The sequence below is a fragment of the Microbacterium sp. Leaf159 genome, from assembly GCF_001423615.1.
Taxonomy (GTDB): domain Bacteria; phylum Actinomycetota; class Actinomycetes; order Actinomycetales; family Microbacteriaceae; genus Microbacterium.
Genome location: NZ_LMOU01000001.1, coordinates 1,268,389 through 1,282,149, shown reverse-complemented (window position 1 = coordinate 1,282,149; position 13,761 = coordinate 1,268,389). Strand labels below are relative to the sequence as shown.

The following is a 13,761-nucleotide window of genomic DNA, read 5'->3' as shown; positions in this document are numbered from 1 at the left end:
CCCAAGTACCGACCTCGACGTATGCGGATTCCGGAATGTGATTTCTCTCATTCTGATATCGACATGAACGCAGCCCTCCCCATCACGCCCGGAGCGCCCATATGCTCGCCGCAGGGGCACCGGATCACGGTGTGAAGGGCGTATCGGAGGGTGAATCATGCATGTTCAGAATCATGGTCGAGGGCGGGCCGCACTCGGGTTCATCGGCGTCGGAGCGCTCCTCGCGCTGACCGCCTGTGCGCCCTCGCCGGAGGCAGGGACGACATCGTCGCCGACACCCGAGACCTCGGAGCCGACGCCCTACGCTGGGCCCGTGGTGTTCGTCGGTGACGAGCTGGACGGCTTCCTGCTGACGCCATCCGAGATCACCGGGCTGCTCCCGGAGGCCACAGACATCGGCGACGTGTCGCCCGTGCTCGAGCAGATCTCGGACGGAGGGGGGATGCCCGCGACTCCCGCCATCTGCGATGCGCTCTACGCGGAGCAGTCCCTCGGCACAGTCGGCGCCCGAACGGTCGAGTGGAAGGTGCCGACGGATCCGGACTACGGGTCCGGCGAACTGTACATCCTGCAGTTCGCCGACGAGGCACAGGCGCAGTCGCGCATGGACCAGCTGCTGCAGGCCGCCCAGCAGTGCGGGCAGTTCACCAAGGAGGCCCCTGCCACCTTCGACGCCGTCATACCCGAGAGCGCAGACGACGTCAGTGCTTTCGCCGGAACGCTGATCGATGTCGACGCCGGCTACGACTGGCGTGTGTTCCATGCCTTCGCCTCCACAGGGAACGTGATCGTGCAGGTGATGCAGCCGTTCACCGGTGACCGTTCGTTCGACGCCGAGGCCGCTGCTCTCCTTCTGCAGAGCCGCGCCGCGGAGGCGCGAGCGGACCTCATCGAGGCGCTCACAGAGAACCCGCCGGTCGCCGAGGAGGAGTCGTCGACCGACCCGGGAGCACTGTGGAGCGACTGGAAGATCGAAGTCGGCGGCGTCGGACCGCTCCGGCTCGGCGCCGAGGTGGAAGATGCTCTCGCCGCCGCCGGCGGGGCCGAGGTCATCGATCCGACATACAGCGGCGGGCCGTGGACGCTCGTCGATCCGGAGGGAGACGGAACGATCCTCGTGCAGCCCGTCGAGGATGGCAGTGCCGTCTGGTCGGTGACGGTCGGGGATGCGCGAAGCCTCGACTCGGTGCAGGATGGTGCCGCGCTTCCGGCGCGAGGGGACATCCGCATCGGCGCTCCTGTCGCATCCGCGATCGCCGCGTTCCCCGGTGGCACGATCGTCGACGTCGTGTCCTCCGGTGAGGACTTCTACGCCGTCACCACCCGCGACGGGCAGGTCTTCCGGTTCGTATCGGACCGCGACGTCGTCGAGGATGACGCCGTGATCGTGGGTATCACCGTCGAGGACGCGACGGCTCGCAAGGCGGCCGTCTTCAGCTGAGTAGTGAGGGTCGTCCGCGTGCGGGCGACCCTCACACCCTCCCGAATGCACGCATCGGATGCTCGATGAGCTCCGTCACTCGGCGCAGGAAGCTCGCGGCGTAGCCGCCGTCGCACACCCGATGGTCGAACACGAGTGAGAGCTGCACGATGCGGCGCGCGACGATCTGCCCATCGACCACCCAGGGGCGCTCGATGATGCGTCCGATTCCGAGGATCGCGACGTCGGGGTGGTTGATGATGGCCGCGGAGCCGTCGACGCCGAGCCCGCCGTAGTTGTTCAGCGTGAAGGTCGAGCCGCGCAGGCGCTCGGCCGGCATGGACCCGGATCGTGCGGTCGCCGACAGTTCGCGCAGTGTCGTGTCGAGCTGCTCGATGCTGAGCTCGTGCGCCCGCGGGATGACCGGCACCATCAGGCCGCGGTCGGTGTCTGCCGCCACGCCCAGATTCACGCCCTCGAAGGAGATGAGCTCCGAGGCGTCGTCGCTCAGACGGGACGCGAGCACAGAGTGGTCCTCGAGCGCGAGGAGCACGAACCGGGCGAGGAGCGCGGTGACGGACGGCGCCTTGCCTCCTTCGGGAGCCATCTGCGCGCGCAGGTTCCACAGCTCGGTCGCATCGACATCGACCCAGACGGTCGCCTCGGGGATCTCGGAGCGGCTGCGGGCGAGCTTCGCGCTGACGGCCTTGCGCAGCGGAGACAGGCGCTCGCGTGACGCGACGGAGAGGCCGTCGAGGACGCCTTCATCGGTGCTCGCACCTGCGCCCGTGCCGTGATGCTGGGCGGCGGCGCCGTCGACCGCGACGTCGACCGCCGCGGCGAGGACGTCGGCGCGGGTCACGGCGCCGTCGTGTCCTGTTGCGGCGATGGTGTGCACGTCGAGTCCGAGGTCGCGTGCGAGGCGTCGCACGAGCGGTGAGCGGACTGCCACGGGGCGTCGTGCCGAGGCATCCGATTCAGGCGTGCTCCGCGCTTGCTCGGTCGAGGGCGGTGCGGGTGGGGAATCGACCCTCGCGCCGGCACGGGGCCTCCTCCGGCCGGATGTGGCGCGCTCGGACGTGCCGTAGCCGATCAGCACGTTGCCGGACCCCGCGCGCTCCTCCTCGCGGTAGGCGTCGTGCTCGACGGACTCGGGGGAAGCAGGACGCGAACCTGAGCCTGCGCCATCGTCCACTTCGAGCACGGGGGCTCCGACGTCGATGGTCTCGCCCGGCTCTCCGTGCAGTGCAGTGACGACTCCCGCGAACGGCGAGGGCAGCTCGACGATGCTCTTCGCGGTCTCGACCTCGGCGATCGCCTGATCCGTGACGATGGTGTCGCCGACCGCGACGAGCCACTGCACGAGGCCCGCTTCGGTCAGCCCCTCACCGAGGTCCGGCAGACGGAATACCCGGGTGGTCAGGGCGGTCATGACTCGTCCTCCCGGCATTCGTCTTCCCAGTGCAGCGAGTCGATCGCGTCGAGGACGCGGTCGACATCCGGCAGGTACCAGTGCTCGAGCTTCGGCGGCGCGAAGGGGGTGTCGAAGCCGGTCACGCGGCGAACGGGTGCTTCGAGGTATTCGAAGCAGCGCTCGAAGACCCGTGCCTGGATCTCCGATGCCACGCTGGCGTAGCCGGGCGCCTCGGCGATCACGACGGCACGACCGGTCGCGCGCACGGCTGCGGTCACGGTGGCATCGTCGAAGGGCGAGAGCGAGCGGATGTCGACGACCTGCACACTGCGGCCTTCGGATGCGGCGACCTCGGCCGCCTCCAGAGCGAGCGGCACGGACGCGCCGTAGGCGAGGAGCGTGACGTCGGTGCCGTCGCGAGCGATGCGGGCGGTGCCGACCTCGGCCATGACGGAGGTGTCGACCTCGCCCTTGGTCCAGTAGAGCTTCTTCGGCTCGAGGAAGACCACCGGATCCGGCGAGGCGATGGCTGCTCTGAGCATCGAATACGCGTCCTGCGGCGTCGACGGGCTGAGGACCGTGAGTCCCGGAGTGTGCGCGTAGTAGGCCTCGGACGAGTCGCAGTGATGCTCGACCCCGCCGATGCCGCCGCCGAACGGGATGCGGATCACCAGCGGCATCCGCACGACTCCGCGGGTGCGGTTGCCGAGCTTCGCCACATGGCTGACGATCTGTTCGAACGCCGGCAGGGCGAACGCGTCGAACTGCAGCTCGACGACGGGTCGCATGCCGTTCATGGCCATGCCGACCGCGGTGCCCACGATGCCGGACTCGGCGAGCGGGGTGTCGAAGCAGCGCTCCTCGCCGAACCGCGCGGTGAGCCCGTCTGTGATGCGGAAGACTCCGCCGAGGGCGCCGACGTCCTCACCGAAGACCACGACCTCGGGGTCGGACTGGATGGCGTCTGCGAGGGCGAGGTTCAGCGCAGCCGCCATGCTCATGGTCGACACGCTCGTCGAGCGCTCATCGACGCGGACGTCGTCGTGTGCGATGGTCATCGGGCACCTCCGGGGGTCGCCTGCGCGGTCGCTCCGGTCTCCGCGGCACGGGTCCGTTCGACCTCGCCTCGAAGCATCTGCCACTGCTCCTCGAGCTGCGGGGAACGCGTCTCGGTCACGAAGCGGAAGAGATCCTCGGGGTCGATGTCGGTATCTGTGTTGAGCGCCTCTCGCATCGCGGCCGCGATGCGCTCGGCCCCGGCCGCATACTCGGCCTCGAGCTCGGCCGTGAGTGCGCCGATGTCGCTCAGGTGCGCTCGCAGACGTGCCAGCGGGTCTCGAGCGACCCATGCCTGCACCTCGGCGCGCTCGCGGTAGCGGGTGTCGTCGTCGGCGTTCGTGTGCGCCTGCATCCGATAGGTGTGCGCCTCGACCAGAGTGGGGCCGCCCGCCGCGCGGGCGCGGTCGACGGCCTCGCCGAGCACGGCCAGCACCGCGGCGACGTCGTTGCCGTCGACGCGCCGGCCCGGCATGCCGTAGCCGATCGCCTTGTGCGCGAGAGAGGGGGCGGCGGTCTGCCGGCTGAGAGGCACGGAGATCGCGAACCCGTTGTTCTGCACGAAGAAGACGACAGGCACGTGGAACACCGCGGCGAAGTTCATGGCCTCGTGGAAGTCACCCTCGCTGGTGGCGCCGTCTCCGCATAGCGCGATGACGACGGTGTCCTCTCCTCGTTGCTTCGCGGCGTACGCGAAGCCCACGGCGTGCAGCAGCTGCGTGGCCAGGGGAGTGGCCTGCGGGGCGACGCGGTGCGCGCGCACGTCGTAGCCCGAGTGCCAATCGCCCTTCAACAGCACCATCGCCTCGGCAGGGGCCACGCCCCGCGCGATCACGGCCACGGAGTCCCGGTAAGTCGGGAAGAGCCAATCATCGGCGGCGATGGCGAGCGCTGCGCCGATCTGACAGGCCTCCTGGCCGTGCGACGACGGGTAGACGGCGAGGCGTCCCTGACGCACGAGGGCACTGGCCTGGTCGTTGATGCGGCGTCCTTCGACGAGCCCCCGGTATGCGGCCAGCAGCGTGTCTGCGCCGGGCATCGCGTACTGCTCGTCGACGACGGTCGCACCGTCGGCATCGATCAGCTGCACCGCCGCGTCGCGCGGAAGCAGATCTGCGTGTTCCATCCGTTCGCCCTCCTTGCCGAACTCGATGAGGCCAGCTTGCCCCGCACGCGACACTCGTCCAAGAGGATTCATCGGATCGTGGACGGATGCGCGCAGCTTGCTGTTCTTCGTGCCAAAATGTCAGAATTCCGTGACCGGACGAAGGGGTGCCATGATCACGCTGGACGAGACCGACGACGCGATCCTCGGCGAGCTGAGACGCGACGCCCGCGCCTCGATGACGTCCATCGCCGAGGCGGTGCACATCTCGCGAGCAGGAGCGCACGCGCGCATCAAGCGACTCACCGATGCGGGCATCATCACCGGCTACTCGGTGCGCACAGACCCGGTGCTGCTCGGGCACCATGCGAGCGCGTACGTCACGCTGGCGATCGAGCAGGCCACCTGGCAGGAGGTCAGCGCGCGACTGCGGGCGATCCCCGAGATCGAGCACATGGCGCTCGTCGGCGGTGACTTCGATGTGATCCTGCTCGTGCGGGCGAGCGATGCCCGAGACCTCCGACGCATCGTCCTCGAGGACATCCAGGCGATCCCGTCGATCCGCTCGACGCGGACGACACTGATCTTCGAGGACTTCACCCTGATCTGAGCGTCTGAGACGGCATCCCTTCGCACTCGGACATCTGCGGCGCACTCCTCGACAAGCGCGCCGTCGCGAGCCATTCGACAATGAGACGAGCGCGCCGGATCCTTGGCACGCATCCGCTCGAAGGAGAGTTCCGATGTCCGAATCCGCCGCATCCGCAGCCGCCGCGCTGCTCGACCGCATCCAGGCACCGGAGGGTGGTGGGCGAGAGATCCCGGATGCCGCGACGCGTGACGTCATCGGTCGCGCACCCGTGCACTCGGTGAATGATCTGGACGACGCGATCGTGCGGGCGAAGGCGGCCCAGCAGGGCTGGGAGGCGCTCGGCCACGAGAAGCGCAGCGCTCTGCTCGTCGCCGCCGCTGACGCGATCGACGCCAATGCGGAGGGACTCGCCCACCTGCTCTCGCGCGAACAGGGCAAACCGTTGAACGGGCCGAACGCGCGCTTCGAGCTGGGCGCCTGCTCGGCCTGGCTGCGCACGAATGCCGCGATCGAGATCGAACCCCAGGTGCTCGTCGACGACGAGACGCTGCACGCCGAGCTCGTCTACAAGGCGGCGGGCGTCGTCGGGGCGATCGGTCCGTGGAACTGGCCGCTGATGATCACGATCTGGCAGATCGGGCCGTCGCTGCGCATGGGCAACACGGTGGTCGCGAAGCCGAGTGAGTACACCCCGCTGAGCGTGCTCGCGCTGCTGGCGGTGATGAACGACGTGCTCCCGGCCGATGTGCTGATCGGGGTCTCGGGAGACCGCGAGGTCGGGGCTCGCCTGGCATCCCACCCCGACATCGACAAGATCATGTTCACCGGATCGACGGCCACCGGTCGCCGGATCATCGAGAGCTCGGCCGGCAACCTCGCGCGCCTGACCCTCGAACTCGGTGGCAACGACGCCGGGATCGTGCTGCCGGGGACGGATGTGGCGGCGATCGCGGAGGATCTCTTCTGGGGTGCCTTCATCAACACGGGGCAGACCTGTGCGGCGATGAAGCGCCTCTACGTGCACGACTCGGTCTACGACGAGGTGGTGGAGGCGCTCGCCGGGATCGCGGCCTCCGTGCCGATCGGCAACGGGCTCGACGAGGACAACGTGCTGGGGCCGCTGCAGAACCGGGCGCAGTTCGACATCGTGTCGCGGCTCGTCGAGGAGGCGAAGAGCCGCGGTGCTCGAATCGTGACCGGTGGTGAAGCGGCTCCCGAACTCGGCGAGCTGTTCTATCGCCCGACGATAGTCGCCGACATCGACAACGACGCAGCCCTCGTGCAGGAGGAGCAGTTCGGCCCCGCGCTGCCGGTGATCCGCTACAGCGACGTCGACGAGGCGTTCGCCTTCGCCAATGCGGTCGACGTCGGTCTCGGAGCCTCGGTCTGGTCGAGCGATCCGGATGCCGCGCGCGAGGCGGCGACCCGCATGCAGTCGGGCACGGTGTGGATCAACTCGCACGGAGGACTGCATCCGATGGTGCCGTTCGGCGGGGTGAAGAGCTCGGGTTACGGCCTGGAGTTCGGTATCGAAGGGCTCAAATCCGTCGCCGTATCGCAGGTCGTGTCCGGCCCCGGACGGAAGGCTCAGGCATGAAGACCGCGATCGTCGTCGGTGCCGGCACCTCGGGCGCGATCGTCGCGCGGCGGCTTGCGGATGCCGGTGTCGAGGTGACGCTGATCGAGGCCGGCGGCTATGACTCGAACCCCGCCATCCACGATCCGTCGAGGGCGGGGGAGCTCTGGCACTCCGCCGACGACTGGGACTTCTTCACCGTGCCCCAGGAGCACGCGGCCGGCCGGCGACTGCATCTGCCTCGCGGCAAGGTCACCGGCGGTTCGCACGCGCTGAACGCGATGATCTGGGTGCGGGGAGCCGCATCCGATTACGACTCCTGGGAGCGCGCCGGCGCGACGGGATGGGGATGGGACGCGGTCGAACCCGTGTACGACGCGATCGAGAACGACCTGCTGCCGGTGACCGACGACTATGCGCTGTCTCCGATCCAGGCGTCGATCATCGACGCCGCGGTCGAGGAGGGGCTGCCGCACAACCCGAACTACAACGGGGGCACGCTCGACGGCGTCTCGCAGCAGCAGGTGACGATCCGAGACGGGCGGCGCGTGAACACGTGGATGACGTATGCGCAGCCGATCGCCGAGAGGCTCACGATCGTCACCGGTCGCGAGGTGCACTCGGTGATCGTCGAAGGGGGTCGCGCCGTCGGCGTGCGCCTCGGGTCGGGGATCGACTCCGAAGAGCTCTTCGCCGACGAGATCGTGCTGTCCGCCGGCGCGATCGGTTCCCCCGTGATCCTGCTGCGGTCGGGCATCGGCCCGGCCGAGGAACTCGCGGCGCTCGGCATCCCCCTCGTCGTGGATTCGCCCTCGGTGGGCAAGAACCTGCACGACCATCTGCTCTCGCCGGTCATCTTCACGACTGAGCGACCTGTCGGCCCGCCGCAGACCGGGGTCTCCGTCACGCAGTCGCATCTGTTCTGGCGCAGTCGCGAGGGGCTCGCAGAACCCGACACTCAGCCCATCCACTTCTCGGTGCCGATGTGGGGCGACCTCGAACCGCGAGGCGACGACGGGTTCACGCTCATGGCCGGGCTCGTGACCCCGCACAGCCGTGGCGCGCTCACGCTCTCCGGCCCCGAACTCGCCGACCCGCCTCTGATCGACCTCGCGGCTCTCGAAGACGAGCGAGATGTCGCGGCGCTCGCAGCATCCGTCCGTCAGTGCCGCCGCATCGGTGCGCAGCCCGCCCTCGCAGAGCAGTGGGGCGCGACCGAGGCGTATCCGGGCCGCGAGGTGGGGGACGCCGACATCGAGGACTGGGTGCGCCGCACCGCCATCACCTACCACCACCAGGTCGGCACCTGCCGGATGGGGTCGGATGCCGAGGCGGTGGTCGATCCGACGTTGCGGGTGCGAGGGGTCGCGGGGCTCAGCGTGATCGACGCCTCGGTGATCCCGACCGTGCCGACCGGCAACACGAATGCGCCCGCGGCGATGATCGGCGAGCGGGGCGCGAGCTTCCTGCTCGCGGGCTGAGGCCGGCACCGAGCCCTCCGCGAACGCCGAAACCCCCTCCTGCAGACGTGCGCAGGAGGGGGTCTCGGCGTTCTGCGACGGTCAGCTCCCGGTGAACACCTCGCGGCCCTCGAACCAGGTCGAGAGCACGCGCGTGCGCACGATCGCGTCGGCGGGGCCGGTGATCGCATCGCGGGCGAGCACCACGAAGTCGGCGGACTTGCCGGGTGTCAGAGATCCGGTCTCTGCGCCGAGCCCCATGGCCGTCGCGGCGTTGATCGTGAAGACCTCCAGGGCCTCCTCCGCCGTGATCGCCTGCTCGGGCCACAGCACACCCGGCGCGCGGCCGAGGGGGTCGGCGCGCGTGACGAGCCCCTGCAGCCCCTCGAGAGTGTTCGGCGATTCGCTGACCGGCCAGTCCGAGCCGCCGGCGACGAGAGCACCGGCGTCGAGCAGCGCGCGGTTGGGCTGCGAGTGCTGCGCGCGGTCGCCGAGGACCTCGGCCAGTGCCTGGGGGATGACCCCCGGGAACCAGATGAACGGCGAGATGTCGGCCGACACCTCGAGCGCGCGCAGGCGAGGGATGTCGTCGTCCGCGAGGAACTGTCCGTGCGCGATCTGGATCGGGGTCGTGAAGCCGTCGGCGCGGATTCTCTCGGCGACGTCGAGCACGAGCCGGGCCGACCCGTCGCCCGTGCAGTGCACCTTGGCGCCGAGTCCCCGCTCTGCCACAGAACGCAACCAGGCATAGAGCTCGTCGAACGTCATCGTGGTCTCGCCGTGGAAGTGCGCGCCGTGCACCGCATCGGCCACGTACGGCTCGAGGAACGTCGCGGTGCGCGCCGGCGGAACGCCGTCGAGGAAGATCTTCACGAAGTCCGGTCGGTGGTGAGGCGTGCGGAACTCCTCCCCGCGGGCGATGAGCGGCTCTCCGATCGGATCGAATCCGAAGATCTCGTCATTGATCAGCAGGGACGACACGACCCAGGCGTTCAGCTCCTGCGCACGGTCGAGCGCGGCCAGGGCGCCCAGGATGTCGGTCGAGACCCCGGCATCCTGGAACGTCGTGATGCCGAACGAGTTCAGGATCTCGACCCCCCGGCGGGAGGCGGCGACGTGCTGCTCGCTGGTCAATCCACCGCTGCGGTCATAGGCCTCCTGCACCGGAATGCCCGCTGCCTCCAGCAGGACACCGGTCGGCGTCCCGTCGTCGGGGTCGAGCACGGTGACACCTCCGGACGGGATGCTGTCGGCGGTGATCCCCGCGAGTTCGAGCGCACGCGTGTTCGCCCACCGGTTGTGGCGTGAGTCCTCGACGATGACGACGGGGCGTCCGCCTGCGGCCTCGTCGAGTCGCTGCCGGCTCGCCGTGTTCGCGAGGGTCGACAGCAATGTCGTGGCCACGACCCCGCCGATGATCCAGGCATCGGGCGGCAACGTCGATGCCTCGTCCCGCACTCGGTCGAGGATCTCGTCGAGGGTCAGTGACGGCGGCAGTGAGAGCTCGAAGAGCTCGGTGCGACCGGCCATCGCGTGATGATTGTGCACGTCGACGAAGCCGGGGTAGATCGCGGCATCCCCGGCATCCAGCATCCGTGTGTGCGGCCCGCGATGAGCATCCATCTCGCCCCTGGTGCCGACGGCGAGGATCCGCCCTTCACGCACCGCGAACGACTCGACGACCGGATGCCGGTGATCCGCCGTGCGGATCACCGATCCCGTGACGATCAGATCGGCCTCGGCCGCCGCCATGTCAGACGGCTCCGAAGAGCGCCGGCTCGAGACCCGCCGCGTGGTGGGTGGTGGAGAGCAGACGGCCGTGAGCGCCGAACGTGAAGTGCGTCGGCACCTCGCCCGACTCGTCGAGGCCGAAGAGCACGCCGTGCGAGCGGATCGCGTTCACGTCGCGGTGGTCGGCGATCGTCACGGATGCGCAGGGGATGACCTTCTCTCGCCACGCGAAGATGTAGATGCCGGGGCGCACCTCCCACACGCTGTTCTCGTCGGTGTCGGCGAGCCCGCGCTCGGGGCCGGCCAGGCACTGCCACGAGTACCAGCGCTCCGAGAGGTAGACGTGCTCGTATGCGTGCTCTTCGCTGTACACCCACTCGACTCTGCGGCCGATGAGGGTCGTGGTGGGTGCGGGTTCCACCCCGGTCACGGTCGCACCCTCGATCACCGACGGCGCGAACACATGCTGCACACGGGTGCGGCCCTGCTCCGGAGAAGGCAGGATCAGCGAGATGATCGCGAGTGCCCGGCCGTGGCGGAGATCGACGACCAGCGAGACAGCCTCGTTCGGCAGGTAGTCGTGGTGGAACTGCACGAAGTAGAGGTCGTCATCGACCTCGAAAGCCTCGTAGTCATCGGTGTCGGTGGTGGCCTCCGTGGTGTCCTCTGCGCCCGGGCGGTAGTCCCACGTCACCGTGGTGTCGGCGAACCGGTGCGAGATGCGTGTTCCTCGTGCATCGACGACCGTCATCTCCGTGCCGCTGAGAGCGGTGGAGTGCGGTGCCTTGTTCGCATCGAAGCCGGGGGCGAGGCCTTCGAGGGGCAGCCAGGTGGAGGTGTCTGCGGGGTTCAGAGTCGTCATGTCTCTCCTTGGATGTGAGTGGCTGTGAGGTGTGCGGATGCGTCAGCGGTCGCTGAAGCGCTCGAGGTCCGAGGCGAGTCCCTCGTAGACGGCCGGCTTCGATCGCTTCAGATAGGCGCCGTAGACGATGCCGCCGATCAGCGCGAGTACGAGGAGCAGGGGCATCAGGCGGATCGCGAGTTCTTCAGAGCCCGCGACGATGTTGAAGTTCACGATCGCGAGCACCGAGATCGCGGCGATCCCGAGGAACCCGATGCCGGGAGCGATGAACGTGCTCCACCAGCGGGGGTCGCCCTTGCGCCGGAAGTACACGACGATCGAGATCGCTGCGAGTCCCTGCAGGATCAGTACGCTCAGCGTTCCGAAGCCCAGCATCGCGGGGACCAGGGTGAGGATCGGGTCGGCTCCGGCGATCGCGAAGATGATCGCGACGAGCGCGGCGAACGACGCCTGCACGATGCCGGCCAGTTGCGGGGCGCCGTTGGCGCGCGTGCGGGCGAGGGCGCGAGGCAGGATCCGCGAGCGTCCGAGGGAGTAGAGATAGCGGGTCGCGGAGTTGTGGAACGCGAGCATGGCCGCGAACAGGCTGACCAGCAGCAGGACCATCATGACGGTGGTGAGCGGGCCGCCCAGGTACTGCTGGGACAGCATGAAGATCAGGTCGCCGGTGGGCAGGTGCTCGAGAGCCGTGGCCTGTGCCTGCGCGACGCCGGTCGCACTGACGACGGCCCATGTGGTGACGCCCAGGATCACGCCGATCGCGATGATCGACGTGTAGGTCGCCCGGGGGATGGTGCGCAGCGGCTGCTTCGCCTCCTCGCTGAACAGCGCGGTCGCCTCGAAACCGAGGAAGCCGGTGGCAGCGAGCAGCAGCCCGATCGGCAGCGAGCCCGAGAACACGGCCTCGGGGCTGAACGCCGCCAGGTCGTATCCCGTCTGGACGAGCACCGACACGTCGAAGACGACCAGCATCAGCACCTCGAGCACCAGACACACACCGAGGATCTTCGACGAGAAGTCCACGCCGACCCTCGCCAGCACGAAGCACACGGCGATCGACAGCAGACCCCAGACCAACCAGTGCACGTCGAGGCCGGTGAGGTCGCGGATGATGTTCTGCATGAAGAAGCCGCTGGTGCCGATCGTGCCGACGACGAAGAAGTTGTAGCCGAGCGTCGCGATCAGACCGGCGATCAGTCCGCCCGTGCGTCCGAGGCCCTTCACGACGAAGGCGTAGAAGCCGCCGGCGTTGACCAGCTGCTTCGACATCTGCGCATAGCCCACGGCGAACAGCAGCAGGATCACCGCCACGAGGAAGAACGACATCGGAGTGCCGCCGCCGTTGCCGAGCGCGATCGCGAGGGAGGCGACGACCACGATGCCGGTCAACGGAGCGACGGCGGCGAGGACGAGGAAGACGATCCCGGCGACGCCCAGTGCGCCGGGTCGGAGAGAGGTGTGGTCCTGCTGCGTCGTGGACGCAGATGTCGGGTCTGCCACGTCGGCTCCTTTGCTCGGTGACGGCCGTGCGAGACGGCCTCGACGACGAGAGACGTCGCCGATAGAGCGATTCTGCTCGGGTGGTGCCCGTGGCGGTTGACGCTGAGCGAAGGACGATGGTTCCAGCGCGCACAGCAATCCTCGGCGCATTCTCGGAGCGGATGGCCGGGAGCAGGATGACGGTGAAGACACCGCCGTCCTCACCGCGCCACCGGCGCAGCGGCGGAGTCTCGGGGAGACCATGGATCTGCAGCTGCACGGCACCACCGCCTTGGTCACGGGAGCGGCAAGCGGCATCGGCCGCGCAATCGCGCTGGTGCTCGCCGCGGAAGGTGTGCGCGTCGCGCTGCTCGATCGCGACGGTGCATCTCTCGCCGAGGTGGCCGGCGTCATCGGAGGAGCGGTCGTGCTCGTGGCCGACGTCACGGATGAGGCGCAGGTCGCCAGGGCGGTCGAGACGGCGGTGGATGCGCTCGGCGGGTTGGACGCGGTCGTGTGCTGCGCGGGGATCTCAGGACCTGTGGGATCACCGATCGATGGGATCTCACTGGCTGAGTGGAATGCGGTGTTCGCGGTCAATGTCACGGGGGCGTTCCTCGTGGTGTCGGCAGCGCTTCCCGCGCTGCGCGCCGCCGCCGCAGCATCCGTCGTCCTGCTGTCGAGCGACTCGGCGTTCGTCGCCTCCGCCGGCATGGTGCCGTACTGCGCGTCGAAGGCGGCGCTCATGCAGTTCGGTCGCGCGCTGTCGGTCGACCTGGCAGACGACGGCATCCGAGTGAACACGGTCGCGCCGTCGATCGTGGACACGCCGATGAGTCGCGGCGACCTCGGAGCCGAGGCGTTCGCAGCACCGTCCTTTCCGGTGCAGACCGCTGACGAGGTGGCCTCGCACGTGGCCTATCTCGTGTCGCCTCGCAGCCGTGCGATCAACGGCACGACCGTCGTGAGCGACTTCGGGTACTCAGCCCGGTCAGGCTTCCCCGCCTGATCCCCATCGACCGGATGATCGCGCAGAGCGCGGAGAACCGCGCGAGAGCGCAGAAGA

At 68.9% G+C, this 13,761-nt stretch carries 11 protein-coding genes; 5 read left to right on the top strand and 6 right to left on the bottom strand.

The window, feature by feature from the left end; translation table 11 throughout:
• The first annotated feature begins 157 nt into the window (after window positions 1-157).
• Entirely contained in the window at window positions 158-1,441 is a 1,284-nt protein-coding gene (locus tag ASF80_RS06170; RefSeq protein ID WP_056308922.1) for a sensor domain-containing protein, read from the top strand.
• A gap of 31 nt (window positions 1,442-1,472) precedes the next feature.
• Here ASF80_RS06170 and ASF80_RS06165 read toward each other — a convergent pair whose 3' ends face one another.
• From ASF80_RS06165 to ASF80_RS06155, 3 genes are read right to left on the bottom strand one after another with little or no spacing between them, the layout of a single operon-like run.
• A complete protein-coding gene (locus tag ASF80_RS06165; RefSeq protein WP_200934746.1) occupies window positions 1,473-2,852 on the bottom strand; it encodes a dihydrolipoamide acetyltransferase family protein in 1,380 nt (459 codons plus the stop codon).
• Window positions 2,849-3,892 (bottom strand): alpha-ketoacid dehydrogenase subunit beta, encoded by a 1,044-nt coding sequence (locus ASF80_RS06160; RefSeq protein ID WP_056308920.1) that lies wholly within the window; start codon window positions 3,890-3,892, stop codon window positions 2,849-2,851. Before ASF80_RS06160 ends, ASF80_RS06165 begins: the two co-directional genes overlap by 4 nt.
• Window positions 3,889-5,016 (bottom strand): thiamine pyrophosphate-dependent enzyme, encoded by a 1,128-nt coding sequence (locus tag ASF80_RS06155; protein WP_056311848.1) that lies wholly within the window; start codon window positions 5,014-5,016, stop codon window positions 3,889-3,891. Before ASF80_RS06155 ends, ASF80_RS06160 begins: the two co-directional genes overlap by 4 nt.
• A 151-nt stretch (window positions 5,017-5,167) precedes the next feature.
• On the opposite strand from ASF80_RS06155, the gene ASF80_RS06150 reads away from it, so the two are divergent.
• From ASF80_RS06150 to ASF80_RS06140, 3 genes are all read left to right on the top strand, one after another.
• Entirely contained in the window at window positions 5,168-5,605 is a 438-nt protein-coding gene (locus tag ASF80_RS06150) for an Lrp/AsnC family transcriptional regulator (protein ID WP_200934745.1), read from the top strand.
• A 133-nt stretch (window positions 5,606-5,738) separates the two neighbouring features.
• Window positions 5,739-7,184 (top strand): aldehyde dehydrogenase family protein, encoded by a 1,446-nt coding sequence (locus tag ASF80_RS06145; protein ID WP_056308918.1) that lies wholly within the window; start codon window positions 5,739-5,741, stop codon window positions 7,182-7,184.
• Window positions 7,181-8,644, top strand: coding sequence for a GMC family oxidoreductase (locus ASF80_RS06140; RefSeq protein ID WP_056308915.1), 1,464 nt, complete (start codon window positions 7,181-7,183; stop codon window positions 8,642-8,644). The genes ASF80_RS06145 and ASF80_RS06140 overlap by 4 nt, the downstream gene beginning before the upstream one ends.
• A gap of 81 nt (window positions 8,645-8,725) precedes the next feature.
• On the opposite strand, the gene ASF80_RS06135 is transcribed toward ASF80_RS06140, so the two are convergent.
• From ASF80_RS06135 to ASF80_RS06125, 3 genes are read right to left on the bottom strand one after another with little or no spacing between them, the layout of a single operon-like run.
• On the bottom strand, window positions 8,726-10,375 hold the full coding sequence (locus ASF80_RS06135) for an amidohydrolase (RefSeq protein WP_056308914.1): 1,650 nt from the start codon (window positions 10,373-10,375) through the stop codon (window positions 8,726-8,728).
• Window position 10,376: 1 nt separating this feature from the next.
• Window positions 10,377-11,216: a molybdenum cofactor biosynthesis F family protein gene (locus tag ASF80_RS06130; RefSeq protein WP_056308912.1), complete on the bottom strand. Its 840-nt coding sequence runs from the start codon at window positions 11,214-11,216 to the stop codon at window positions 10,377-10,379.
• 42 nt (window positions 11,217-11,258) lie between these two features.
• Window positions 11,259-12,716 (bottom strand): APC family permease, encoded by a 1,458-nt coding sequence (locus ASF80_RS06125; protein ID WP_056308910.1) that lies wholly within the window; start codon window positions 12,714-12,716, stop codon window positions 11,259-11,261.
• Between the two features lie 241 nt (window positions 12,717-12,957).
• On the opposite strand from ASF80_RS06125, the gene ASF80_RS06120 reads away from it, so the two are divergent.
• On the top strand, window positions 12,958-13,704 hold the full coding sequence (locus tag ASF80_RS06120; RefSeq protein WP_056308908.1) for an SDR family NAD(P)-dependent oxidoreductase: 747 nt from the start codon (window positions 12,958-12,960) through the stop codon (window positions 13,702-13,704).
• Window positions 13,705-13,761: the final 57 nt, after the last annotated feature.

Excerpts from the sequence above, each read along its gene's own strand:
- ASF80_RS06170 (WP_056308922.1), top strand. The coding sequence starts at position 158 with ATGCATGTTCAGAATCATGGTCGAGGGCGGGCCGCACTCGGGTTCATC.
- ASF80_RS06165 (WP_200934746.1), bottom strand. The coding sequence starts at position 2,852 with ATGACCGCCCTGACCACCCGGGTATTCCGTCTGCCGGACCTCGGTGAG.
- ASF80_RS06160 (WP_056308920.1), bottom strand. The coding sequence starts at position 3,892 with ATGACCATCGCACACGACGACGTCCGCGTCGATGAGCGCTCGACGAGC.
- ASF80_RS06155 (WP_056311848.1), bottom strand. The coding sequence starts at position 5,016 with ATGGAACACGCAGATCTGCTTCCGCGCGACGCGGCGGTGCAGCTGATC.
- ASF80_RS06150 (WP_200934745.1), top strand. The coding sequence starts at position 5,168 with ATGATCACGCTGGACGAGACCGACGACGCGATCCTCGGCGAGCTGAGA.
- ASF80_RS06145 (WP_056308918.1), top strand. The coding sequence starts at position 5,739 with ATGTCCGAATCCGCCGCATCCGCAGCCGCCGCGCTGCTCGACCGCATC.
- ASF80_RS06140 (WP_056308915.1), top strand. The coding sequence starts at position 7,181 with ATGAAGACCGCGATCGTCGTCGGTGCCGGCACCTCGGGCGCGATCGTC.
- ASF80_RS06135 (WP_056308914.1), bottom strand. The coding sequence starts at position 10,375 with ATGGCGGCGGCCGAGGCCGATCTGATCGTCACGGGATCGGTGATCCGC.
- ASF80_RS06130 (WP_056308912.1), bottom strand. The coding sequence starts at position 11,216 with ATGACGACTCTGAACCCCGCAGACACCTCCACCTGGCTGCCCCTCGAA.
- ASF80_RS06120 (WP_056308908.1), top strand. The coding sequence starts at position 12,958 with ATGGATCTGCAGCTGCACGGCACCACCGCCTTGGTCACGGGAGCGGCA.